General features: G+C 48.6%; 22 protein-coding genes, 1 tRNA gene and 1 pseudogene. 18 read left to right on the top strand and 6 right to left on the bottom strand.

The features are described 5' to 3' along the window. Positions 1-44: 44 nt before the first annotated feature. Genes guaA through ACKRDP_RS06455 form a run of 8 tightly spaced genes read left to right on the top strand, consistent with a single transcriptional unit; the run spans position 45 to position 8,916 of the window. Positions 45-1,577, top strand: coding sequence for a glutamine-hydrolyzing GMP synthase (gene guaA / locus ACKRDP_RS06490; protein WP_409153964.1), 1,533 nt, complete (start codon positions 45-47; stop codon positions 1,575-1,577). Between the two features lie 10 nt (positions 1,578-1,587). Next, on the top strand, positions 1,588-2,874 hold the full coding sequence (gene glyA / locus ACKRDP_RS06485; RefSeq protein ID WP_409153963.1) for a serine hydroxymethyltransferase: 1,287 nt from the start codon (positions 1,588-1,590) through the stop codon (positions 2,872-2,874). After that, positions 2,840-4,087, top strand: a complete 1,248-nt coding sequence (locus tag ACKRDP_RS06480; protein WP_409153962.1) for an EAL and HDOD domain-containing protein — start codon at positions 2,840-2,842, stop codon at positions 4,085-4,087. Before glyA ends, ACKRDP_RS06480 begins: the two co-directional genes overlap by 35 nt. 12 nt (positions 4,088-4,099) lie before the next feature. Then, entirely contained in the window at positions 4,100-4,342 is a 243-nt protein-coding gene (locus tag ACKRDP_RS06475; protein WP_409153961.1) for an NIL domain-containing protein, read from the top strand. Next, positions 4,339-5,265 carry a thiamine-phosphate kinase gene (gene thiL, locus ACKRDP_RS06470; protein ID WP_409153960.1) on the top strand — a complete coding sequence of 309 codons (927 nt, stop codon included), beginning with the start codon at positions 4,339-4,341 and terminating at the stop codon, positions 5,263-5,265. The genes ACKRDP_RS06475 and thiL overlap by 4 nt, the downstream gene beginning before the upstream one ends. Before the next feature lie 8 nt (positions 5,266-5,273). After that, positions 5,274-7,109, top strand: coding sequence for a sodium-extruding oxaloacetate decarboxylase subunit alpha (gene oadA, locus ACKRDP_RS06465; RefSeq protein ID WP_409153959.1), 1,836 nt, complete (start codon positions 5,274-5,276; stop codon positions 7,107-7,109). Then, positions 7,106-7,777 carry a response regulator gene (locus ACKRDP_RS06460; RefSeq protein ID WP_409153958.1) on the top strand — a complete coding sequence of 224 codons (672 nt, stop codon included), beginning with the start codon at positions 7,106-7,108 and terminating at the stop codon, positions 7,775-7,777. Before oadA ends, ACKRDP_RS06460 begins: the two co-directional genes overlap by 4 nt. Next, positions 7,774-8,916 (top strand): metallophosphoesterase, encoded by a 1,143-nt coding sequence (locus ACKRDP_RS06455; RefSeq protein WP_409153957.1) that lies wholly within the window; start codon positions 7,774-7,776, stop codon positions 8,914-8,916. Before ACKRDP_RS06460 ends, ACKRDP_RS06455 begins: the two co-directional genes overlap by 4 nt. On the opposite strand, the gene pyrG is transcribed toward ACKRDP_RS06455, so the two are convergent. Together pyrG and ACKRDP_RS06445 are read right to left on the bottom strand one after the other, a co-directional pair. After that, on the bottom strand, positions 8,888-10,465 hold the full coding sequence (gene pyrG / locus ACKRDP_RS06450; RefSeq protein ID WP_409153956.1) for a CTP synthase: 1,578 nt from the start codon (positions 10,463-10,465) through the stop codon (positions 8,888-8,890). The genes ACKRDP_RS06455 and pyrG overlap by 29 nt on opposite strands. A 28-nt stretch (positions 10,466-10,493) precedes the next feature. Continuing rightward, complete coding sequence (locus ACKRDP_RS06445) at positions 10,494-11,231, bottom strand: carbon-nitrogen hydrolase family protein (RefSeq protein WP_409153955.1); 738 nt, start codon at positions 11,229-11,231, stop codon at positions 10,494-10,496. Between the two features lie 94 nt (positions 11,232-11,325). Here ACKRDP_RS06445 and ACKRDP_RS06440 point away from each other — a divergent pair. Beyond that, positions 11,326-13,356: pseudogene (locus ACKRDP_RS06440) on the top strand (SulP family inorganic anion transporter); the annotation flags it as partial. A 25-nt stretch (positions 13,357-13,381) separates the two neighbouring features. Here the strand turns inward: ACKRDP_RS06440 and groL are convergent. Both groL and groES read right to left on the bottom strand, forming a co-directional pair. Continuing rightward, positions 13,382-15,019, bottom strand: a complete 1,638-nt coding sequence (gene groL, locus ACKRDP_RS06435; protein WP_409153954.1) for a chaperonin GroEL — start codon at positions 15,017-15,019, stop codon at positions 13,382-13,384. 24 nt (positions 15,020-15,043) lie between these two features. After that, positions 15,044-15,337, bottom strand: a complete 294-nt coding sequence (gene groES / locus ACKRDP_RS06430) for a co-chaperone GroES (protein WP_409153953.1) — start codon at positions 15,335-15,337, stop codon at positions 15,044-15,046. A 169-nt stretch (positions 15,338-15,506) separates the two neighbouring features. Here groES and ispE point away from each other — a divergent pair, with 169 nt between their 5' ends. From ispE to ACKRDP_RS06385, 9 genes are all read left to right on the top strand, one after another. Beyond that, positions 15,507-16,319 carry a 4-(cytidine 5'-diphospho)-2-C-methyl-D-erythritol kinase gene (gene ispE, locus ACKRDP_RS06425; RefSeq protein ID WP_409153952.1) on the top strand — a complete coding sequence of 271 codons (813 nt, stop codon included), beginning with the start codon at positions 15,507-15,509 and terminating at the stop codon, positions 16,317-16,319. Next, a tRNA-Gln gene (locus ACKRDP_RS06420) sits at positions 16,310-16,382 on the top strand. The genes ispE and ACKRDP_RS06420 overlap by 10 nt, the downstream gene beginning before the upstream one ends. A gap of 27 nt (positions 16,383-16,409) precedes the next feature. Next, positions 16,410-17,345 carry a ribose-phosphate diphosphokinase gene (locus ACKRDP_RS06415; protein ID WP_409153951.1) on the top strand — a complete coding sequence of 312 codons (936 nt, stop codon included), beginning with the start codon at positions 16,410-16,412 and terminating at the stop codon, positions 17,343-17,345. Positions 17,346-17,357: 12 nt separating this feature from the next. Continuing rightward, the gene (locus ACKRDP_RS06410; RefSeq protein WP_409153950.1) at positions 17,358-17,927 is read left to right on the top strand and encodes a 50S ribosomal protein L25/general stress protein Ctc; all 570 of its coding nucleotides are present in this window, start codon (positions 17,358-17,360) and stop codon (positions 17,925-17,927) included. Then, positions 17,924-18,493, top strand: a complete 570-nt coding sequence (gene pth / locus ACKRDP_RS06405; protein ID WP_409153949.1) for an aminoacyl-tRNA hydrolase — start codon at positions 17,924-17,926, stop codon at positions 18,491-18,493. Before ACKRDP_RS06410 ends, pth begins: the two co-directional genes overlap by 4 nt. A 21-nt stretch (positions 18,494-18,514) precedes the next feature. After that, the gene (gene ppa / locus ACKRDP_RS06400; protein ID WP_409153948.1) at positions 18,515-19,039 is read left to right on the top strand and encodes an inorganic diphosphatase; all 525 of its coding nucleotides are present in this window, start codon (positions 18,515-18,517) and stop codon (positions 19,037-19,039) included. Beyond that, on the top strand, positions 19,039-20,001 hold the full coding sequence (locus tag ACKRDP_RS06395) for a KpsF/GutQ family sugar-phosphate isomerase (RefSeq protein WP_409153947.1): 963 nt from the start codon (positions 19,039-19,041) through the stop codon (positions 19,999-20,001). The genes ppa and ACKRDP_RS06395 overlap by 1 nt, the downstream gene beginning before the upstream one ends. Next, a complete protein-coding gene (gene dxr, locus ACKRDP_RS06390; RefSeq protein ID WP_409153946.1) occupies positions 19,998-21,131 on the top strand; it encodes a 1-deoxy-D-xylulose-5-phosphate reductoisomerase in 1,134 nt (377 codons plus the stop codon). The genes ACKRDP_RS06395 and dxr overlap by 4 nt, the downstream gene beginning before the upstream one ends. Next, the gene (locus ACKRDP_RS06385) at positions 21,128-22,867 is read left to right on the top strand and encodes an ABC transporter substrate-binding protein (RefSeq protein WP_409153945.1); all 1,740 of its coding nucleotides are present in this window, start codon (positions 21,128-21,130) and stop codon (positions 22,865-22,867) included. The genes dxr and ACKRDP_RS06385 overlap by 4 nt, the downstream gene beginning before the upstream one ends. Here the strand turns inward: ACKRDP_RS06385 and ACKRDP_RS06380 are convergent. Continuing rightward, complete coding sequence (locus ACKRDP_RS06380; protein ID WP_409153944.1) at positions 22,860-24,209, bottom strand: hypothetical protein; 1,350 nt, start codon at positions 24,207-24,209, stop codon at positions 22,860-22,862. The genes ACKRDP_RS06385 and ACKRDP_RS06380 overlap by 8 nt on opposite strands. Further along, positions 24,206-24,820, bottom strand: coding sequence for a hypothetical protein (locus ACKRDP_RS06375; RefSeq protein WP_409153943.1), 615 nt, complete (start codon positions 24,818-24,820; stop codon positions 24,206-24,208). Before ACKRDP_RS06375 ends, ACKRDP_RS06380 begins: the two co-directional genes overlap by 4 nt.

Below are 24,820 nucleotides of genomic sequence, written 5' to 3'. Positions count from 1 at the left end.
GTATATACGCACCACTCCAAACTGTCAATGATGTATAATTAAATATGGTGGTAAGGAGACCCGCCCTAATCCTGAACTTTGGTTCCCAGTATGTCCAGCTTATAGCGAGGAGAATAAGAGAGCTCGGTGTTTACAGCGAGATTGTACCCTACAACATAAGTCATGAAGAGGTGAAGGAGAAAAATCCTTACTGTCTGATATTTTCCGGTGGTCCTGCCTCTGTGTATGAACCGGATGCCCCCCTTCCAGACTTCCGACTTTATGACCTTAACATTCCCATTCTTGGCATATGCTACGGACTACAGGCAATGGTGCACCAGCTTGGTGGTCTGGTGGAAAGGTCTGAAAAACAGGAATACGGAAGAGCCAGACTTAGACTTGTGAAGAGTGACCCCATATTCAGAGACCTCCCCCAGGAGTTTGATGTGTGGATGAGCCATGCAGATAAGGCAGTAAGGCTTCCTGAGGGTTTTGAAAGCCTTGCGAGTTCGGAGAACTCCCCCTATGCAATCATCAGACACAGGGACAGATCCATCTATGGTGTGCAGTTTCACCCCGAGGTTGCCCACACAGAGTATGGAAAAGAGCTCTTGTCAAACTTCCTCTTTGAAGTGTGCGGTGCTCAGAAAAACTGGAGCATGGGCAACTTTGTTAAGGAAAAGACGGAAGAGATAAGGGAAGAGGTAAAGGACGGCAAGGTAATATGTGCCCTGTCAGGTGGTGTGGATTCAACAGTTGCTGCGCTTCTCACATACAGAGCTGTTGGAGACCAGCTCAGATGCGTCTTTGTAAACCACGGACTTCTCAGAAAGGGTGAGGTAGAAGAGGTGGAAGGCTACTTCGGGAGGATGAACCTGCCCTTCTACAGGGTTGATGCAGAAGAGCTCTTTCTGGAGAGGCTAAGGGGCGTGGAAGACCCTGAGGAGAAGAGAAGAATAGTGGGACACACCTTTATAGAGGTTTTTGAAAGGGAGGCTGAGAAGCTGGGTGCAGACTTTCTGCTTCAGGGCACTCTGTATCCTGATGTGGTGGAAAGTGCGGGTATTCCCGGTGCAAAGGTGATAAAGACGCATCACAACGTGGGAGGACTTCCAGAGAGGATGAATTTGAGACTTCTTGAGCCGCTGAGGGAGCTCTTCAAAGACGAAGTGCGTCAGGTGGGAAGACTTCTCGGAATGCCGGAGGAGGTGCTCATGCGTCATCCCTTCCCGGGTCCAGGACTTGCCATAAGAATATTGGGAGAGGTTAAGAAAGAAGACCTGGAGACCATAAGGGAGGCAGACAGCATATTCATAGAGGAGCTTAAAAGGTGGGGTCTGTATGATAAGGTCTGGCAGGCTTTTGCGGTGCTTTTGCCAGTTAAAAGCGTGGGAGTGATGGGCGATGTGAGAACCTATGAAAGGGTTGTGGGGCTCAGGGCTGTGGACAGCTCTGACGGCATGACAGCAGACTGGTCAAGGCTTCCTTACGAGTTTCTTGACTATGTGATGAGAAGGATTATAAACGAGGTGGAAGGCATAAACAGGGTGGTTTATGACATATCTTCGAAACCACCAGCCACCATAGAATGGGAGTAAAATAATAGACATGAGACACCTCAGACAGGTAGACCCGGATATATACGAGGCAGTAGTCAAGGAATACAGAAGGCAGTTCTACCATCTTGAACTCATAGCCTCAGAAAATTTCACCTCCCTTGCGGTTATGGAAGCACAGGGCTCGGTGCTCACCAACAAGTATGCGGAGGGATTGCCTCACAAAAGGTATTACGGCGGCTGTGAGTTTGTTGACATAGCAGAGGACCTTGCCATAAGTAGAGTAAAGGAACTCTACGGTGCGGAGCATGCAAATGTGCAACCCCACTCAGGCTCTCAGGCAAATATGGCGGTATACATGGCCATTCTCAGACCCGGCGATACAATCCTTGGTATGGACCTTGCCCATGGCGGGCATCTCTCGCATGGAGCAAAGGTAAACTTTTCCGGAAAGGTATACCATGCGGTCTATTACGGCCTCAATCCAGAGACTGAGCTCATTGACTATGACCAAGTTTACAGGCTGGCAAAGGAGCACAGGCCCAGGCTAATAGTGGCAGGTGCATCCGCATATCCAAGGGTTATAGACTGGGAAAAGTTTGCCCAGATAGCGGAAGATGTGGGTGCATACCTTATGGTGGACATGGCACATTATGCAGGTCTCATAGCAGGCGGGGTTTATCCAAACCCTGTGCCCTACGCTCACTTTGTGACTTCCACCACTCACAAGACCCTCAGAGGTCCCAGAGGTGGCTTTATACTCTGCAGAGCAGAGTTTGCAAAGGATATAGACAAGAGCGTCTTTCCGGGTCTGCAGGGCGGCCCTCTAATGCATGTTATAGCGGCGAAGGCAGTTGCCTTTAAAGAAGCCATGAGCGAAGAGTTCAAGGCTTACTCAAGGCAGGTGGTTCTGAACGCTCAGACAATGGCTGAAGAGTTCATAAAGCTGGGTTTTAAGGTAGTATCCGGTGGAACGGACAGCCACATAGTGCTCCTTGACCTGAGAGACAGGGGAATAACGGGCAAACAGGTGGAAGATGCCCTTGGAAAAGCAAACATAACAGTTAACAAGAACGCTGTTCCCTTTGACCCCCTGCCACCTACAAAGACAAGTGGCATAAGAATCGGAACGCCTGCCATGACCACCAGGGGCATGAAGGAAGAGGAGATGAGGCTAATAGCCAGACTAATAGCTCAGGTGATAGAGAACTTAGAAGACAGGGATGTTATTGAAAGAGTTGGCAGGGAGGTTATAGAACTCTGCCAGCAATTCCCGCTGTATCCCGAAATGAAAGAGGTCATGGATGAGCTTTCTTATAGCAAAGCAACCCATATTTAACAGAGAGGGCAGGAGGGTTGCCTTTGAGGTCTTTCTCAGAAAAAGGGATAACATGTATGAGTATCCAAAGGAAGTTCCTTACAGCAGGGCAACCTACATAATAATAGAGATAATTCTGGAGCAGGGTATAGAAAGGGTGGGAGAAGGCAAAAGGATAATGATAAATGTGTCCCTTGACTCACTTATAAACAAGGCCATTGAGTCCCTTGATCCCAGGAAGCTGATAATTGAGGTAATAGAACCCCAGGTGCCAGTAGGTGAAATGGTCTACAGGCAGATACTGAACGCCATAGACAGATACATGGAGCAGGGCGTTATGTTCAGTTTAAATGAAAAAAATCTGGAAAATGAGAAGATGGCCGGACTCCTGGACAAGGTAAACATAATCTCTGTGGATGCAAAAAGGCTAAATCAGAAGATTCTGGACCTATCAAAGTCAAAGTCAAAAACCCTTCTCATCTCAAGAATAGAGGATGCGGAAGAATACAACAGAGTTAGCAAAATAGGAGACCTTTTCCAGGGTATTTACCTGGAAAGTCCCTTTATACTGAAAGAATTCCAGACCGCACCCTACCTGAAAAATACCCTGCTGAGACTTATAGCCACCATACATGCTGCCCAGAGCCCCAGAGAAATTGCCAGCCTCATAGCCACAGATGTGGGCATGACCGCAAAGATACTCAGGCTTGTAAACTCTGCTTATTACTCTCCCATAAAGGAAATAAAGAGTGTGGAGCAGGCCTGTGCCATGCTTGGCCTGAAAAACTTGAGAAACTTTCTGCTTGTTCTGGCAATGAATGACTACGTATCCGTTGAGAATCCAGAATTATGGAAGAAATCACTCACAAGGGCTCTAATAGCTCAGAAGATTGCCGAGCTTATAAACCCTAAGTATGAGTCTGAAGCCTACCTTATTGGTCTTTTCTCTCTTATAGATGAAATTCTTGGTATGGATAAGATAGCTTTTCTAAAAGATGTCAGAATAGAACAGGAGATTATTGATGGTTATACGGGAAAGAATGTGCACTTGAGGAGCATACTGGATTATTCTATAGTGCTGGAAGAAAAATTTCCGGAATTGCTAAACATGCAGGACCCTGCTCAGGGTGATGTGGTTGTGAATCTGGAAAAGCTGACAGGTATAAACAGTCAGGCTTTGATTGCCATAGCTAAATCTTCCTTTGAGATGGCCGATTACATTCTCAAGGTCTGATATAATTTTTCTATGAACCTGATAAGGCTTCAGCTCATATATCCAGAGGAAAAGGTGAAGGAGCCAGTCCTGTGTATGGTCTGCAAGAATTTTGATGTGGTGGTTAACATAAGAACTGCAAAGGTAACAAAGGACACAGGCATACTCACCGTTGAAGTGGAAGGTGAGGCTGAGGAGATAGAGAGGGCAATGAAGTTTATTGAAGATAGGGGTGTTATGGTTCAGCCCATAGAGGGGCAGATATTTACAGAATGAAGGTTTCTGAGATAGGTGAGTTCGGCCTCATAGAAAGGCTTAAAGGTATACTGGGAAGTGGACTCATAGGAGACGACACCGCACCAGTAAGGCTGGGAAATAGCTTACTTCTCCTTACGTGCGATGTGCTTCTTCAGGACAGGCACTTCAAGCTTCACTATCCTCCCTCCGCCATAGGCTGGAAAGCAATATCTGTAAATGTGAGCGATGTGGTGGCAAACGGTGGACAACCCCTGTATGCCCTTGTCTCACTGGTGCTTCCAGACATGGAGCTGAGGTATATAGAGGATGTATACCTTGGCATAAAAAGGGCCTGTGAGTTCTACTCTTGTGAGGTGGTGGGCGGGAATTTGAGCAGAGGGGATAAGCTGTGTATAGATGTATTTATGTTAGGGAAGGCGGAGAGGTTTGTGGGCAGGGGTGGTGCCAGGGCGGGGGACGGAGTCTTTGTGTCTGGACCTCTGGGGGACTCAAGGGCAGGGCTTGAGCTTCTCCTGATGGAAAGACGCTCTTACGAGGACTTTGAGCTCAGGCTTATGGAGAAGCATCTAAGACCCACTGCAAGAATAGACCTTTTAAAACATGTTTCAAAGTATGCCAACGCCAGCATGGACATAAGCGACGGACTTTCCTCAGATGCGGAAAAGCTCTCGAGGGCAAGCGGTGTGAGGCTCAGTTTTTTCTCTGAAAAAATTCCCCTCTCTCAGGAACTCATAAACTTCTGCAAAAAGCACGGAAAAGACCCTCTTGAGTATGCCCTTTCTGGTGGAGAGGACTACGAGCTTCTTTTTACCCATCCCCCTGAAAGACTGAACCCCTTCCTCAGCATTGTGCAGATAGGTTTTGTGGAAGAGGGGCAGGGTGTTTTCCTTGATGGGAAGCCGCTTGAGCCTACAGGCTTTGACCACTTCAGGGTGTTATAATTTTCCCTATGCGAGAGATTTTTATCACAGACGTTTCTTTACGGGATGGTATTCAGTCTCTCCTTGCTACAAGGGTCAGGACAGAGGACATGCTTGAACTTATAGAGGTCCTTGACAGGTGCGGATTCTGGTCTCTTGAGGTATGGGGAGGGGCCACCTTTGATGTGTGCCTCAGGTATCTCAAGGAAGACCCATGGGAGAGGCTCAGGCTCTTCAAAAAGCATGCACCAAACACAAGGCTTGAGATGCTCCTGAGAGGTCAGAATGTGGTGGGCTACAGGCACTATGCGGACGATGTGGTAGAGGAGTTTGTAAAGAGGGCATATGACAACGGCATAGAGGTATTCAGGATTTTTGACGCTCTTAACGATACAAGAAATATGAGAAAGTCCATAGAAACTGCTAAGAGGGTAGGGGCAACGGTAAAAGGTGTGCTCTCTTACACTATAAGCCCGGTGCACACGGTGGAATATTATGTGGGTATTGCCAGAGAACTTGTGGATATGGGCATAGATATCATATCCATAAAGGACCAGGCCGGACTGCTCTCCCCAAAGGTTGCCTACGAGCTGGTCTACGCCCTCAAGTCAGAATTTCCAGAATACATGGTGCATCTTCATACCCAGACCACAGCAGACCTTGCACAGATGGCACAGCTCAAAGGCGTGGAAGCGGGGGCGGACATGATAGACACGGTCTTTTACAGCCTCTCCTGTCAGACATCTCACCCGCCAGGTGAGACCATGATATATGTGCTGAGGGAGTTCGGCTATCAGGTGAGGGTGGATGAAAAGCTTTACCAGAGGGCCGGAGACCTTTTTGCAGGCATAAGGAAGAAGTATAAAAAATATGATGTGCTCCCTCCCTATCCCGATGTGGGCGTGCTTCTCCATCAGGTTCCCGGTGGTATGATTTCCAACTTTATAAGTCAGCTCAGAGAACAGGGTATGGAGGAGAGGCTTCCAGAGGTCCTTGAGGAGGTGGTTATAGTCCGTCAGGACCTTGGATATCCTCCCCTTGTAACCCCCACAAGTCAGATAGTTGGTTCTCAGGCATTTCTTAATGTGGTTCACGGAGAAAGGTACAAGGTGGTGACAAAGGAGACCAGGGATTACGTGAAGGGTCTCTATGGCAGGCCCCCTGCACCCATAAGGGAAGAGCTTATAAAAAAGATACTGGGTGACGAGGAGCCCATATATCACATAAGGCCTGCAGACCTTCTTGAGCCTGAGCTACCCAAAGCAAGGGAAGAGGCTGTAAGGGCTGGGGCAAAGAGTGAGGAGGATGTGCTTTCTTATGCCATCTTTCCCCTGGTAGCGAAGGAGTTTTTTGAGTCCAGAGAGAAGGGAGAAAAACTTCCACCTGAGGAACTCGTGGAAGAAATGAAGGAAAACATACCTGTTGAGTTCATTGTTACAGTCCATGGAGAACAGTATCATGTGCAGATAGCGGGGAGGGGTGAACCAACCACCGAAGGAAGGCCCTTCTTTGTGAGGCTTGATGGAAAGCTGGAAGAGGTCATCCTAAGGCCACTCAAGGAAGTGGAAAGCATTCCCTCTCCTTACGGTGAAATAACCTCTGCAGTAGAGGTGAAGCCCAGAAGACCAAAGCCCGTGGGCGTTGGAGATGTAACCTCGCCCATATCAGGCAAGGTGGTAAACGTAAAGGTGAGCATAGGGCAGGAGGTAAAAGAAGGAGATGTGCTCTTTGTGGTAGAGGCCATGAAGATGGAAAACGAAGTTCACAGTCCTGTGGAAGGCGTGGTGGAGGAAGTGCTCATATCTGTGGGTGATGTGGTAAACCCGGACGAGGTGGCTGTAAGGATAAAGCCCTTGAAGATATGAACCTGAAGATACTCCTTGTGGAAGACGACAGTGACCTTGCTGAGCTCATAGCCTATAACCTTAAAAAAGAGGGTTATCAGCCAATTATCTGTCTGAGGGGCGCTGAAGCTGTGAAGTATCTCCAAGAACAACAACCCGACCTGCTGCTCCTTGATGTGATGCTTCCAGACTACGACGGGTTTAAGATAGCTCAGTATGTGAGAAACAGCAACAACCTGAGAGAAATCCCCATTATATTTATCACAGCCAGGGATATGGAACAGGACAAATTGAGAGGCTTTTCTCTGGGCGCAGATGACTACATAACAAAGCCCTTTTCTCTGAAGGAGCTTGTGGCAAGGGTAAAGGCGGTGCTGAGAAGGGTTGGAAAGGAAAAGAGACAGACCCATTTCAAGCTCGGTGGTCTTCAAGTGGACCTGGAAAAAAAGGAGGTAAAAAGGGGGGATGAGCTCATTGAACTGACACCTACAGAGTTTATGATACTGTCTGCACTTCTTGAAAACTATGGAAAACCCGTAAGCAGGGAGTATCTTATAGAAAGGGTTCTCAAGAGAGATGTGTATGATAGAACTGTGGATGTTCACATAAAAAAGCTCAGGGAAAAGCTGGGCGAAGAGGGCAGGGCGATTCAGACGGTGAGGGGCTTCGGGTATAAGCTGGGACTATGATGTGGTTTATATTGATTTTTCTTACAGTCTTTGGTTTCATGCATGCTTACGCATACTTCAGAGTTTTCAAGCCAGCCCTTGGAAAAATAGGCAGAAGGGCTGTGCTTTCCCTCTTTTTCCTCGGGTTCCTTTCACCCTTCATCTGGCGTTTTGCGGATGCTCACATGAACTATCATATTGCCTACATAACAGCCCTGAGCGGGCTTCTCTGGATGGGATTTCTCTTCTATCTGGTGCTGGGTGGACTTCTTTTTGAGCTCTACAGGGCAGTCATTTATGTTTCTTACAGATTTCTGAGGATTAACCCACTGCCTAAGCCCCCTGTAAAAGTGGTTGCAGCCGCGCTCCTGATATTTTCCCTTGCCCTTTCCGCCTACAGCCACTACGAAACTCTTAACCTCAGGGTGGAGAGGTTTACCCTCTATACGGATAAACTACCGGCTCATGTGGAGAGGGTCAGAATACTTCACATCTCGGACCTTCACCTTGGTCCTGTAATGGGTATGGACAAGGTCAGGCTCATAATGCAGGTGTATGAGAGGGAAAGGCCAGACCTGGTGGTCTCCACAGGGGACCTGGTGGACGGAAACATGAGGGATAAGCTTTATCTGGCTGATGCCCTTTCAGAGATGAACCCGCCGCTGGGAAAGTATGCAGTGCTGGGAAATCATGAATACTACAGGGGAGTGGAGCAGGCAGTGGATTTTACCCAGAGAGCTGGCTTTAAACTTCTCAGAGGAGATGTGATATACCTGAAAGAATACAACCTCACAGTTGCTGGAATTGACGACGATGACTGCAGGCTTTTCAGAGCCTGCCTTGGCACCCTTTCAGACAGAGAGCTTTTGCAGAGGGTTGACAGGAAAAGCTTTGTCCTATACCTGAAGCACAAGCCAAGGCTGGAAGAGGGGACTTTGGGTCTTTTTGACCTCATGCTTTCGGGTCATACCCACGGGGGAGTTTACTATCCACTGGGCAGGCTTATACTTACAAAACTTTTCCTCAGCGACAGGGGTTTTCATAGTCTTGGAGGCTCTTACCTTTACGTAAGCAAGGGAGTAGGAACGGGCGGTCCTCCCATGAGGCTCTTTTCTCCGCCAGATGTGGCGGTCATTGGCCTTGTAAACAGGCGGAGATGAAGGACACAAAGAGAGGGTGGGGCTGGAAGGGTTTGCTTCTGAACTCGGGGTGAAACTGGCAGCCAAGATACCAGGGATGGTCCCTTAATTCTACTATCTCCACAAGCCTCCCATCGGGCGAGAGCCCGGAAAAGAGCATACCGGAGCTTTCAAAGGCTTCTCTGTATAGGTTATTGAACTCATACCTGTGCCTGTGGCGTTCGTGGACCAGCTCCTGTCCGTATATATCCCTTGCCTTTGTCCCCTCCACAAGCATGCATGGGTAAGAACCCAGTCTCATGGTTCCGCCAAGCTGTCTTATGTTCTTCTGCTCCTCCATTATGTCTATAACTGGATGGGGCGTTATGGGGTCAAACTCTGTAGAGTTGGCACCCTCCAGACCGAGCACATTCCTTGCAAACTCCACGCACATGAGCTGCATACCAAGGCATATACCAAAGGTGGGCTTTTTCTTCTCTCTGCCATAGGTGAGCGCCCTCATTTTGCCCTCTGTCCCTCTCTCTCCAAAGCCTCCCGGAACAAGTATGCCGTCAGACTTTTCAAGAAGCTCTTCCTCATAGTCCTCTGAGTTTATCCAGTTAATGTTTACCCTTACTCTGTTGGCTATACCTCCATGGATGAGGGCTTCAACCACGCTCTTGTAGGAATCTTTCAGGGAAACATACTTTCCCACAAGGGCGATGTTTACCTCACCCCTTGAAGACCTGAGAATTTCCACTATACTTTCCCATTTGCTTCTCACCTCTCTGTATTCAAAGCCAAAATGCTCAAGTATGAGTTTATCAATCCCCTGCCTCTTGAAAACCAGAGGAACCTCGTATATGTAATCCACATCAGGTGCTGATATAACCCCAGACTTTTTGACGCTGGTGAAAAGAGCTATCTTCTCCTTTATGCCTTCAGGCACCTCCGTCTCTGACCTGCACAGAATTATGTCTGGCTGTATACCGATTGCCCTGAGCTCCTTTACAGAGTGCTGTGTGGGCTTTGTCTTTAGCTCTCCAGTTATCCTTATGTATGGCACATAGGTGGTGTGCACAAAAAGCACTCTTTCCCTGCCCGCCTCCACGGAGAGCTGTCTCACAGCCTCAAGGAAGGGAAGACTCTCTATGTCCCCCACCGTTCCCCCTATCTCCACCACCACCACATCACAGCCATCCTCCAGCTCCCTTATCAGTCTCTTTATCTCATCGGTTATGTGGGGTATGACCTGCACGGTAGCCCCAAGGTAACCACCCTCTCTTTCCCTCTGTATGACGTTATAGTAGACCCTTCCTGCGGTCACGTTGTTTTTTCTGCTCATGCTGATGGTTGTGAACCTCTCATAATGTCCAAGGTCAAGGTCAGTCTCTGCACCGTCCTCCGTAACATAGACTTCACCGTGCTGGTAAGGGCTCATGGTGCCAGGGTCAACATTGAGATATGGGTCAAGCTTCTGAAGGTTTACCTTAAGCCCCTGCTCCTCAAGCAGTGTTGCTATTGAGGCTGAGGCAACACCCTTTCCGAGAGAAGAGAGAACACCACCCGTGACGAATATGTAGCGGGTCATGTAGGGATATTTTACAACAGCTCAGGATTTATAACTGGACTGGAATAAGTCTTCTTACCCTCTCTACCTCTTCTAAGTCCACCTCTACCTGAATAAGGCTGTCTCCCTTTTCAGAAAAGGCGAGAACTTCACCCCAGGGTCCATATATGCCAGAGCATCCTGCAAACCTCTCACCCCCAACCTCCCCCCAAGCACTGGACAGCATGAGAAAACACTGATTTTCTATGGCTCTCGCCCTTGAGAGAATTCTCAGATGCTCTTTTCTGCCTTCACCCCACATGGAAGGGACCACAAGAAGCTCAGCTTCTCTAAGACTCTGTGAAATTTCAGGAAACCTGAGCTCAAAGCATATGAGTATGCCCACCTTCAATCCAGAAAGTTCAAAAACAGGGTTTTCAGCACCGGGCAGGAAGTGCCTGGGCTCCTCATAGAGGGGGAAGAGCTTTATCTTGTGCCTGAAGCCCCGTATTTGCCCTCTCTCAAGGATAATGGCGGAGTTGTATATGCCCTTTTCTTTTTTCGTTGGGTATGTGCCGATTAATGTCAGACCTTTTTCAGCGGATACCTTCTTTAACTCCTCCAGAACTTCACCGGTGGCATCCGCATGCCTGTCAAGTCTCTCATAATCAAAGCCGCACTGCCACATCTCCGGCAGAGCCACCAGCGAACCATCTTTAACAGACATGAGCATTTCCATAACTCTCCTCAGGTTTTCCTCCACCCTTCCAAGAACTGGTCTGAACTGGAGGACCGCGAGATTAAGCATGGCTTATAAGATTATAAGCGGATAAAGGAACATGGACTTTTATGATTTATGTTAGTATTTTTAAAGCTATGGAGAGGTTTTCCCCTTTCTTAGGTGGTTCAGGGGTTATGACAGGAAAACCCTCAGCTCTGACTTTATTGCCGGTCTTACCGTGGCTGTGGTTCTTGTCCCCCAGTCCATGGCTTACGCCCTGATTGCCGGTCTTCCACCCGTTTACGGACTTTACGCCGCATCCATACCCGTCATAATAGCCGCCCTCTTTGGAAGCTCCGCCCAGTTGGCCACAGGTCCTGTTGCCATAGTTGCCTTTCTAACCTTTGTCTCTCTCACAAGCTACGCAAAGCCCGGCGATGAGAAGTTTATAGAGCTCGCCATACTGATGGCCTTTCTTGTAGGCATCATACAGCTCGCCATCGGGCTTTTCAGGCTAGGATTTCTTGTAAACTTTGTCTCCCACTCGGTGATAATAGGATTTACAAACGCAGCGGCCATAATAATCATGACGACGCAGGTTCCTGCCCTTCTCGGCATAAAGGTGGAGCAGAAGGAGCTCATATTCCAGAACCTATACGAGATAGCAAAGAGCCTTCCACAGACAAACCCATATACCCTTCTAGTGGGCCTGGTATCCATAGCCCTGATAATAGGTCTGAGAAGGATAAACAGAAACTTTCCATCCGCACTGCTTACGGTGGCCCTTTTTACCTCACTGTCTTACTTCTTCGCCTTTGAAAGCTATGGTATAAGGGTGGTGGGTGATATACCCAGAGGAATTCCTCTTCCTTCCTTACCGTCTGTAGACTGGGACCTTCTTGACAGGATACTGGGTAAAGCTTTTATCATAGCCCTTGTTGGCTTTATGGAAGCATACGCCATAGCCAAGTTCATAGCAAGTCAGACAAAGCAGAGGATAGACGTCAATCAGGAGCTTGTGGGTCAGGGGCTTGCAAACCTTGTGGGTTCTTTCTTCAAGAGCTTTCCTGTCAGCGGTTCCTTTTCCCGCTCTGCGGTAAACTTTCAGGCGGGTGCAAAAACTGGCATGGCAAACATAATAAGTGCAAGCTTTGTCATAGCCACCATACTCTTTGTAGCACCTCTTCTGTATTACCTGCCAAGGGCAGTGCTCTCTGCGATTGTTATAACAGCGGTAATAAACCTGGTAAAGCCTGCTTACTTTGTGCACCTCTGGAGGACAAACCGCTACGATGGAATGTCTGCCATAACTACCTTTGCCCTCTCCTTCATAATGAAGCCAGACTACGCCATATTCATAGGTATGTTTCTTTCCCTTTCCCTCTTCCTCTGGAGGAGTCTGTATCCCAGGATTGTGAGGCTGTCAAGAGACCCTGTAAGCAAAACCTTTGTCAACGCAGAAAGCAACAACCTGCCCACATGCCCTCAGATTGAAATGGTTCGACCAGAGGCATCCTTTTACTATGCCAACACGGAGAACATACTTGAGGAAATAAGGGAGATAGTGGAGCAAAAGCCAGCCCTGAAACATCTTGTTATAGACTGCGAGTCCGTGAACTACATGGATGGAACCGCCCTTGACGCCCTTGGTGATTTTCTAGATGATTTGAGGAAGAAGGGGGTGAACCTGGTCTTCGTGAACGCAAAGGCACCAGTTGAGGAGGTTATGCGAAGGTCAGGCTTTCTCCAGAAACTGGGAAAGGAGAACATACTTCCCTCCAAGGGTTATGCACTGGGTGAACTCTTCAAGAGCATAGACCATGACTACTGTGCAAAGCTCTGCCCCTATGCTCTCTTTAAGGAATGCTATACGGTAAAGGATTATGTGAAGTTTGAACAGGCAGAGAACCCCATAAGGGATATGTACGAGGGATTTTCAGCCTATGAAGGTCTGGATGTTTATGCAGGAAAGGCATACAGAACCCTTCTGCTCAGGTCGGATGGCAGGGAGATAGAGCTCAGGGCTGAGGACTTTTATACAGATGGAAAAGGTCTTTATGTGCCCTCCACAAAGCTAATAAAACACAACGGTGAGGTTCTTTCCTTTGGTGGACTGTGTGCCACAAAGGGATGCCAGATGAAAAACGGCTTTATCTATCTGGGAACCAATACAGGGGAGGTTGTGGAAAGTCTGCTTAAGATATTGAAATAAAGAGCCCCCTTGCGGGGGCAGGTTTTTAGTCAAGCTCGGGCATTTCTGGGGCTGGTGCTTTCTCCTTTTTCTCCTCTGGTATTTCAGCCACGAGGGCTTCTGCGGTAAGCATGGTTCCCGCCACTGAGGCAGCGTTTTGTATGGCGGTCCTCACCACCTTTGTGGGGTCAATTATTCCGGCTTCTACCATGTCCTTGTAGTCTCCCACAGAGGCATCAAAGCCCCAGTTCTTGCCCTTCTCTTTTCCGAGCTGGAGAACCTTTTCAAGCACCACATATCCTTCAAAGCCTGCGTTGCTGGCAATTTGTCTGAGCGGCGTCCTGCAGGCCTTCTTCACTATGTCCACACCCACCTGCTGGTCAGGGTTTTCCACCTTGAGGTTTTCAAGAGCCTCTGAAGCTCTCACCAGTGCCACACCACCACCGGGCACTATACCTTCTTCCACCGCAGCCTTGGTGGCATGCACCGCGTCCTCAACCCTTGCCTTCTTTTCTTTAAGCTCTGCCTCTGTGGCTGCACCGACCCTTATTATAGCAACACCGCCAGCCAGCTTGGCAAGCCTTTCCTGGAGCTTTTCCCTGTCGTAGTCGGAGGTTGTCTCCACGATTTGCTTTTTGATCTGCTCTATCCTCGCGTTTATGGCTTCTTTAGAGCCCTTTCCACCCACTATGGTGGTGTTGTCCTTGTCCACTATCACCTTGTCCGCCCTTCCCAGCATGTCAAGCCCAACGCTTTCAAGCTTTATACCCAGCTCTTCAGTTATGGCGGTTCCACCCGTTAGTATAGCTATGTCCTGCAGGTAGTCCTTCCTCCTCTGACCAAAGCCCGGTGCCTTTACTGCGCATGCCCTAATTACGCCCTTTATATGGTTGACCACCAGGGTTGCAAGGGCTTCCGCTTCCACATCCTCGGCGATTATCAGGATTGGCTTTCCAGCCCTTACCACCTGCTCAAGAACTGGCAGAAGGTCTTTTACATTGGAAATCTTCTTCTCATATATGAGTATGTATGGGTCTTCAAGCACTGCCTCCATCTTGTCAGGGTTGGTCACGAAGTAGGGAGACAGATATCCCCTGTCAAACTGCATACCCTGGACGGTTTCAAGGGTGGTCTGGGCGGACTTGGACTCTTCAACGGTTATAACACCATCCTTACCCACGGCTTCCATTGCGTCCGCTATTATCTTTCCTATCTCGGGGTCGTTGTTGGCGGATATGGTGGCAACCTGTTCTATTTCCTTCCTTCCACCCACCTGTATGGACTGTGCCTTTATCTCCTCAACAACCTTTTCCACAGCCTTGTCTATGCCCCTCTTAAGGTCCATGGGGTTTGCGCCGGAGGCTATTGCCTTGAGTCCCTCGGTGAAGATTGCCTGAGCAAGAACAGTTGCCGTGGTAGTTCCGTCACCGGCAACGTCTGCGGTCTTGGAGGCGACTTCCTTTACCAGCTGAGCTCCCATGTTCTCATAGGGGTCTTTGAGCTCAATCTCTTTGGCAACGGTCACGCCGTCCTTTGTGACAAGGGGCGTTCCCCACTTCTTCTCAATTATCACCTCTCTACCCCTTGGTCCAAGGGTGACCTTTACCGCGTTGGCAAGCCTGTCAACGCCTGCCTTGAGCCTTGCCCTTGCATCTTCTCCGTAGATAACCTTCTTTGCTGCCATGCTACCACCTCCTTTAAAAGTTTTTTACTCAACTATGGCAAGGACTTCGTCCTCAGACATGATAAGGAACTTTTCACCGTCAAGCTCTACCTCGGTGCCCGCATACTTGTTAAAAACAACCCTGTCCCCGGGCTTTACCTTTGGTGGAACTTGCTGACCGTTCTGCAGGAGCTTTCCTTCTCCCACCGCCACCACCTCACCCACCTGAGGCTTCTCTTTGGCGGTGTCTGGTATGATGATGCCAGAGGCTGTTCTCTGTTCCTGTTCTTCGAGTCTCCTGACCACAATCTTGTCATAAAGGGGTCTGAGCTTTGCCATGTTCCACCTCCTTCAAGGAATTTTACGGGTAGATATTATATTAACACCCGGAAAGTTTGTCAAGAGGTTTTTGAGAAAATTCTTAGTATAAATCACTAATATTTATTTAGCCTGAAAAGTTAATAAACATGGCTTGCAGCGGATAAATCAAAGAGCTATGATTATACCTATGCTGAGGCTTCTGTCCCCCGCAAAGGTGAACCTGGGTCTCTGGCTTCTTGGAAAGAGGGCTGATGGATACCACGAGGTTTTCACCATCTATCAGGCTGTAGACCTCTTTGACGAGGTGCTTATAGAGGAAGGTCCCCTCAGCGTTGAAACCAGCACGGGGATACCCATGGAACAAAACCTGGTTTACAAGGCCCTCAGGGTGATGGAGGGACTTCTCGGGAAGGAAATTAGCCTGAGAATCTTTATCCAGAAAAACATACCCGAGGGCGGCGGTCTTGGGGGTGGCTCTTCAAATGTTGCCACGGTTTTAAGGGCCGTAAACGAGCTCATGGGTAATCCGCTGAGTGAAGAAGAGCTATATCTAATAGCAGGTCGGATATCCTCTGATGCTCCCTTCTTTCTCCTCGGTGGAGCTGCTATAGGAAGGGGCAGGGGTGAGATTCTTGAAAGACTAGAGCTGCCCAGGATGACCTTTACCCTCATACATCCGGGAATCAGGTCTTCAACAGCCCATGTATACAGCATGGTAAGAGAAGAGATGTTGACAGAAAAGTTAGAGGGTGATAAAATAATAGATTGCCTGAGGGCTGGAGACTTCAGCGTGCTCCAGAACAGGCTGGGTGAGCTGGCTGGAGAGCTTTACCCTGAGGTGGGCGAAGTGCTTAGGTTTCTGAGAGGCCTGGGCATGTCAGCCCTGGTGAGTGGTAGTGGCTCAAGCGTTTTTTATGTAGGTGAGCCTACCGTTGAGGTAGAGCTTGCCTGCAGGGCAAGAGGCTGGAGGCTTTACAGAGTGGAAAGTTATGGGGTGTAGCTCAACTGGCAGAGCACCGGACTTTGGATCCGGGGGCTCCTGGTTCGAATCCAGGCACCCCAGCTTTCCATAAAACTGAAGAGGTGTGCAATGTTTGGCTCTATAAAACTTCTGACAGGCACCAGCAATCCCAGGCTTGCACAGGAAGTTTCTGAATATCTTGGCATCCCACTGTCCGATGTTATAGTGGGAAGGTTCAGCGACGGTGAGGTGAGAGTGAAGATAAACGAATCCATGAGAGGGGAAGATGTTTTCGTGATTCAGTCTCTTGGATATCCCGTTAACGAGAGCATAATGGAGCTTCTTCTCATGCTTGATGCTCTCAAAAGGGCCTCTGCTGGAAGAATAACCGCTGTAATCCCTTACTATGCCTATGCAAGGCAGGACAGAAAGGACAAACCTAGAGTTCCTATAAGTGCAAGGCTTCTGGCTGACCTCATAACGGTTGCAGGAGCCCAGAGGCTCATAATAGTTGACCTTCACTCTCCCCAGATTCAGGGCTTTTTCAACATACCTGTGGATAACCTTTACGCCCTGAATGTGCTATACGAATACATAAAGAACTATATGGATGGGGATATGGTGGTGGTCTCACCAGATGCAGGCGGGGTAGAGAGGGCAAGGCTCCTTGCCAACAAGCTGGGCTGTAGCATTGCCATTATATATAAGAGAAGACCTGAGCCCAACGTGGCGGAAGTGCTTGACCTCATAGGCGATGTTAAGGGTAAAAAGGCGATAATAGTTGATGACATAATAGACACCGCCGGCACTGTAGTTGCCGCCACTAACATGCTCTTATCAAAGGGAGCAAAGGGTGTGTGGGTGGCCGCAACCCATGGTATCTTTTCAGGTCCTGCAATAGACAGACTGAGGGAGTCTCCAGTGGAAGAGGTTATAGTGACCAACACCCTTAGCATGGAGGGGAAAGGGCTTGAGAAGCTAAAGGTTGTTTCCATAGCTCCGCTCATAGCAGAAGCTATAAAACGTGCCCATGAGGGTGAATCCATAAGCTCACTTTTTGTATAAAGGAGGTAAAGGATGAAAAGGGTTCAGGTCAAGCTAATACCAAGAGCTTTAGGCAAAAAGAGCGAGGTAAAGAGGTTCAGGAGAGAAGGCTACGTTCCTGTGGAGGTATACGGCAAAGATGTGGAGAACATACATGCATACATAAGCATAAGAGACCTAAAGGCCTTTCCACAGGGTGAAACCTTTCTCATTGAGGCGGAGATTGATGGAGATAGAAGGGTATGTCTCCTTAGGGAGATGCAGATGGGCTGGCTTGGGGACAACCCCATACACGTGGACCTGCAGGATATAACACATGTGAGCGAGATTGAGGTGGAAGTGCCCATAGAATTTATCGGCACCCCTGCAGGTGTGGGTTTTGGTGGAACCTTTGAACCTCTCATGCACAGCCTTACTGTGAAGGCGAGGGTGGACAGACTTCCTGACAAAATAAGCGTTGATGTGAGCGGTTTAGGGCTTGGGGATGCACTTCATGTTAGGGACATTGTCCCACCGGAGGGCTGTATAATCATGGACTCTCCAGAAGAGACGGTGGCTGTTGTGCTGGAGCCTGAAGTGGAGGAGACCGCACCTGCTGAATGATAAGGCTTCTTGTGGGTCTTGGAAATCCGGGTAAGAGGTATGAAAAAACACGCCACAATGTGGGCTTTATGGTTGTGGAGGAGTTTCTGAGAAGGTTGAGGGTTCAGGATTACTCGGAAGAGTGCCTATCTCACCTCTACAGGGTCAGAGTTGACGGCAGAGAGGTTCTCGTGGCAAAACCACAGACCTACATGAACAACTCTGGTCTTGCGGTGGTGAACCTCCTTGAAGAATATCACATAAACCCTGAGGAAATGCTTGTTGTCTACGATGACCTTGACCTTCCCCTGGGCAGGCTAAGGCTGAGAACAGAAGGAAGCAGTGGAGGTCATCATGGTATGGAGTCAATAATAAGAGAGATAAAGACAGAAAAGTTTCCAAGGCTAAGAGTTGGTATAGGCAGACCAAGGGACAGGAACAGGGTTGTGGACTACGTGCTCTCTCCTTTCAGCGAGGAGGAGGAAGTGTTGCTTGCAAAGGTGCTAAAGAGGGCTGGTGAATGTTTACATAGATGTGTTGAATTTGGCACAGAGGAGAGCATGAACTTCTGCAACGCTCAGGTTTAAAATAAAAGAGGAGGTGCAAACATGGACCTGAAAAACATACCCCCAGGAAAGAACCCGCCAGAAGACATTTATGTGGTGGTGGAAATACCCCAGGACAGCCCCATAAAGTATGAGCTACACAAGGATAGCGGAGCGGTCTTTGTGGACAGGTTTCTGTTTACAGCAATGCACTATCCCTTTAACTACGGCTTTGTCCCCCAGACACTGGCCGACGATGGAGACCCTGTGGATGTGCTGGTCATATCTCGCTATCCTGTTGCACCAGGAAGCGTTCTCAGGTGCAGGCCAATAGGCGCACTGCAGATGAGGGACGAGGAAGGTGTAGATACAAAGCTTCTTGCTGTCCCCCATTCCAAGCTGGACCCCACCTATGATTCTATAAAGTCCCCTGAGGACCTGCCTGAGATAACCCTCAGCAGGATAAAACACTTCTTTGAGCATTACAAGGAGCTTGAACCGGGTAAGTGGGTAAAGGTGGAAGGCCTCAAGGGGGTGGATTTTGCCTATGAGGAGATAAGGAGGGGGATTGAGAATTACAGAAAGTGATGGATGAAATCCTACAGAAGGCGAGAAGGGTCTTTGATATAGAGATTCATACGCTGGAGAGGCTCAGGGACAGCCTTGGTAGTGAGTTTCTGGAGGCTGTAAATCTCATTCTCAAATGTGAAGGGAAGGTCCTGACCACGGGTGTGGGTAAATCGGGACATATAGCACGCAAGGTTGCCTCAACCCTTTCCAGCACTGGCACGCCGGCACACTTTCTCCACCCGGCGGAGGCCCTTCACGGAGACCTTGGAGTGATAGACAAGGAAGACATAGTGCTTGCCTTTTCCAGCAGCGGTGAATCTCCCGAGGTAAACTCCCTCATACCCTACATAAAACTCCTGGGTGTTCCACTGATATCTATAACAAACAACCCCCAATCCACTCTGGCAAAGCACTCTGATGTGCATATATTCCTTTCTGTGGAAAGAGAAGCCTGCCCTCTGCAGCTTGCACCTACAAGCTCTTCTACCGCTTCTCTTGTGCTTGGAGATGCCCTTGCCATGGTTCTGCTGGAGCTAAAGGGCTTTAGCAGAGAAGACTTTGCTCTCAGACATCCTGCGGGTTCTCTCGGCAGAAGGTTAAGGCAGGTTGGAGACCTCTGCCACAGGGGAGAAGAGGTTCCAGTGGTAAGGGAAAATACTCCCATGAAAGAAGCCATAATTGAAATGACCAGCAAGGGCTTTGGTGCTACTGCTGTAGTAAACGCAGAGGGAAGGCTGGTGGGTATAATAACAGACGGGGACCTCAGGAGATTCGTAAACAGGGGAGGAAACTTTGACACAAGCCTTGCCAGGGACGTTATGACCCCAGACCCCAAGACTGCAGCCATGGAAGAGCTTGCTGCCGAGGCCCTGAAGAGGATGGAGGACTATAAGATAACCGTTCTTCCTGTTGTTGATGAGGAAAAAAGACCTGTTGGCATAATACACATGCACGACATACTCAGGGCAGGCATACTATGAAAAGGCTCGGAGTTCTCGGTTCTACCGGCTCTGTGGGAAGTCAGACGCTTGATGTGGTGAGGGCATACAGGGAGGATTTTGAGCTAATCGGACTTCTGGCAAAAAGGGCATCAGAGAGGTTATTACTTCAGGCTATAGAATTAAGGCCCAAATACGTAGCCTGCTATGAGGAGCCTTCAAGGGAGTGGCTCTCCAGATTGCCAGAGGGAACAGACTTTCTCAAGGGTGAGGAAGGTCTCTATGCCATAGTGGAAGGCTCGGATATGGTAATGAACGCCATATCGGGCGTGGATGGTATCCTGCCTACTTATCTCGTGCTTCAAGAGGGCAAAAAGCTCCTGGCTTCCAACAAAGAGTCCCTCATATGTCTCAGGGAACTGGTAAGAGAAAACAGGGGCAGGATTGTGCCCGTGGACAGCGAACACAATGCCCTTTTTCAGATACTTCAGGGTCTCAAGCCTGAAGAGATAAGGAAGGTTTATCTTACCGCTTCTGGTGGACCCTTCAGGGAAAAAAGCCTTGAAGAACTGAGGCATGTGGGTGTTGAGGATGCCCTGAGGCATCCCACATGGAGGATGGGAGCAAAGATTACCGTTGACTCTGCCACCCTGATGAACAAGGGTATGGAACTTATAGAAGCCATAAACCTCTTTGACCTTGATGTGGAGAGGCTTGATGTGGTTGTCCATCCTCAGAGCGTGGTGCATGGGGTTGTGGAACTCATGGATGGCAGTTTTCTTTTTCATACCTCACAGACAGACATGAGGATTCCCATACTGCATAGCCTCTACTATCCGGAAAGAAAGACCTTTCCCTTTGAAAGGAAAAGTCTCCTGGAGCTTTCTCCCATAACCTTTGAAAGGGTTGATACGGAAAAGTTCAGAAGTATATCTCTCTGCAGGTGGGCTGCTATCATGGGTGGTGTATATCCGGCGGTGCTGGTGGGTGCAGACCAGGTGGCCGTTGAGCTATTCCTTCAGGGTAAGATAGGTTTTCTGGACATAGTCAACCTCGTGGAGGAGGTGCTGAGCTCTGTAAGTCTGAGGGACCCGCAGAGCCTGGAAGATGTGCTTCTAGCCATAGACTGGGCATACAGAAGGGGCATGGAGCTTCTGGGGGTGACAGGATGAGGTCTTTTGTTTTTGCCCTTGGCTTTATATTCCTGATATTTCTTCCCTTTTACCTCACCTCCTCTCCAAGAGGTGGGAACGTGTCCTTCGTAAGGATAGACCCAGAAGACTTTCATGTAAAGGAGGGTAAAGAAGGTGGTGAGCTCAGGTTTGTGCTGAGTTCAGACCCCAGAACCCTGAATCCTGCCATAGCCCAGGAAACCTCCTCCACTGCGGTGCTTTCTGACCTTTTCACAGGCCTTACAAAGATAGACCTGAAAACAATGCAGGTTGTTCCAGACCTGGCACAGAGCTGGGAAGAAAGAGAAGGCGGGAAGGTTTACCTGTTCCATCTGAGAAGAGGTGTGCTGTGGAGCGACGGAGAGCCATTTTCTGCAGATGATGTGGTCTTCACTTACAGGGACATATACCTCAACCCCAACATACCCAACTCTACAGGAGACATGTTTAGGGGTATTCTTAAAAGCCAGGAGGATGTGAAAAGCTTTGTAAGGAAGCTGGACGATTACACTTTGGAGTTTAGACTTCCACAGCCCTTTGCACCCTTTCTAAATGCCCTCTCTGCACCCATACTGCCAAAACACAAATTGGAAAAGTATGTAAGGGAAGGAAACTTTATGACCGCATGGAACGTAAGCACTGACCCGAGGGAGATAGTTGGGACAGGTCCATACAGACTCAAAAGGTATATAAAGGGCGTTATGGTAGAGTATGAAGCAAACCCCTATTATTACGAGCATGACAGCCTTGGCAGGAAGCTTCCCTACATAAAAAGAAAGGTGGGCTACATAATACAGGACCCGGATACTGCCCTTTTGAAATACTCTCTAGGAGAAATTGATTATATGGGTGTGAGGCCTCAGGATGTGCTTTTTATGAGCAGGGTAAAGGAAACTACACTCTTTGACCTTGGACCGACGCCTTCCACCACCTTTCTTGTCTTCAACCAGAACCCTAGCTCTGGAATTCCAGAGTATAAGCTCAAGTGGTTTCAGAACAGAGAATTCAGGAGGGCAATATCCCACGCCATAGACAGGGAAGGCATGTGCTATCTTGTTTACAATGGGTTGGCTGAACCACTGTATGGTCCTGTCACGCCGGCAAACAGACCCTACTATACGGAGGGACTCTTCCCTGTGTATGAATACAACCTCAAAAAGGCAAGAGATATACTCCAGAGCCTTGGCTTTAAGGACAGAAATGGGGATGGGTGGCTGGAAGACCCTGAAGGAAACACTCTTGAGTTCGTCCTTCTTACCAATGCTGGCAATAAGGAAAGGGAAGCGATGGGGAACATGATAAAGGAGGACCTGGAGAAAATAGGAGTAAAGGTTGTCTTCAGACCAATAGACTTTAACAGCCTGGTGAGCAGGCTTACATCCCCACCCTACGACTGGGATGCGGTAATAATCGGGCTAACGGGATCCATGGACCCTCACTTTGGAAGGAACGTCTGGCATTCCTCGGGAACTCTTCACATGTGGAACCCAAGGCAGAAAAGCCCGCAGACAGAATGGGAGAAGAGGGTTGACGAACTCTTTGACAGGGGCGCAACTGAGATAAACCCAGAGAAAAGGGTTGCCCTTTACAGGGAAGCTTACAGAATAATATCCATGGAGCAACCCATGATATTCCTTACAACTCCCAAGAGCATGCTTGCAGCAAAGAAGGGGTTTGAAAACCTCTTCCCCACCGTCTGGGGATGGTATAGAGAAGAGGCTCTATTTTTTAGGTGATGAGCTCGCTAAGCCTCTCCTTCATAACCCTGTAAGCTTCCTCCCTTACTATCTTGCTCACATCAATCCCTGAAAGAACCTCGCTGACCTTTTCCCTGAGGATTTGCTCCAGCTTTCTTTCAAGAACAGTAGACAGCTGTCTGCCTATTTCCTCTGGGCTCAGTATATGAGAAAGGGCAGAGTAGACCTTTTCCTGGGATAGCTCCTCTCTAATCACTTCCCTTATAGCCATTGCAAGGCTTTCTGCCACATTCTCCATGTAAGGCATACTCTGGGAGACTGGAGCCTCTTCTGTAATGGCCACTTCTGGAGTTTTTTCTTCTTCTGGAGAGAGGGACATTTTCTCCTGCTCCCCTGTTTCTTCAAAACCCGCACCTATTATCTCTTCAAGCAGACTCATTATACTTCTATCCTCTTCCTGTAAGGTTGCAGGCTGAAGGTCTGTGGGCAGCCTTTCCTCAAGAAGAGGTGTCTCCTGCACTGCCTCCGCGGGGTACTCTGCAGGAGCTTCTTCCAGAAGCTCTGCAATCTTCTCCAGCGCCTTACTCAGTTCAGCTTCCCTTGCAAAGGTGAACTTCCTTTCAAGGGGAATGCTTCCCACATCTATGGTGAAGAGTTCATCAATAAGGAGAACATAAGGCTTTCTTGCCAGAAAATCATCCTTTGCCATGTCTGAGAGAGTTCTGTAGGCAAGCATTCCGGATATGGTGTCAAAGAGGATTATGTCCGCCTCCCTTGCCTTTTCAATGGCCTCCTTTACGTTCTTTGCCTCAACTATATCCACCCTATCCGAGAGAGCCTCTTTAATGTTGTTTATAAGGGATGTATCAAAGGAAACGAGAAGCAGTTTTTTTCTGGAAGTGCTCAGTTCCAGTTCCCTGAAGCCAAAAACTTCTTCCATACCCGCTTCTTGCGTTGCCCCTTTTTCTTCAAAGGATACCACACTCTCAGGAAGAAGCAGCGCTGCCTCTTCTTCTGATATAAGGCTTTCAGGTTTTTCCTCCCCCGCCTCTTCAAACAGGGCGGTGGGAATCTTCTCCACCGCCTCGTCTCTCATCACCTTTATCTTTCTTGGAGGCATTATGTTGTTCATGTCAACGGGGAAAAGGTCATCCACAAGGACTATGTATTTTGAGTCTTTGAACTTCTGCCTGAACATGTTGTTTATGTCTTCTTCTGATATGGAGCCAGAAACCGCATCATATATCACCACGTCCATGTAAGAGGAGACTGTGTTTATGGCCTCCTCACCATTTTTTACGTCCACCACGTTGTGTTCACCAAGGACCTCCCTAAGTCTGTTCACCAGGTTTTTATCAAAGGAGACTATAAGCACGTTCATGACTTGCCCTCCATTCTCTTAATTATATCGTCCAGTATCTTCTTGGCTTCAGACAGACTCTCTCCGGGTATAACTCCACTCATGGCAAAGGCCACTCTCAGAGCCTTCAGCCTCCTCGTGAGTTCCTCCTGCAGCATACTCCCCCCCCTTGTCTTTCTCTCCCTCTGTTCTGTTCCTCTAACTTCTCTGATTAACAGAGTCAACCCGGAAAGAAATACAATAGCACCTGAAAGGGAAATTCCAAGGGCAAAGGGTTTTTCAGTGAAAGTGTTCAGATACTCAGACAGAGAAACCCTCTTTGTGTAGGTGTATGCCAGGTTTCCGTCCCTGTTGTAGCTTGCCGCTATAAAATCATCTGCCTTCAGCGGTCCTATGGCGTTGTCTGTTGTAATAACCCTGCCTGTTGCCGTCCTGAGGATAAAGACATTTTCATCTGCTCTGTTTAGCTTTATGAGCGTATCTCCAGAATAAAGATGATGGATGAATTGAGCCATATTGTGGCTTACCCTTGAGAGCTTCGTGTTTGCGTATATTTCAAAGGCTATCCACTGCCCAGCGAGGAAAAGTATGACCCCAAGCACCATAAGGATAGGGGCAAAGGCTCTGTTCAT

Origin of the sequence: Pampinifervens navoyensis, assembly GCF_046159715.1 — a bacterium.
Taxonomy (GTDB): Bacteria; Aquificota; Aquificia; order Aquificales; family Aquificaceae; genus Pampinifervens.
Note: the sequence above shows the minus strand (reverse complement) of the source record. Positions and strands in the feature narration are given on the sequence as shown.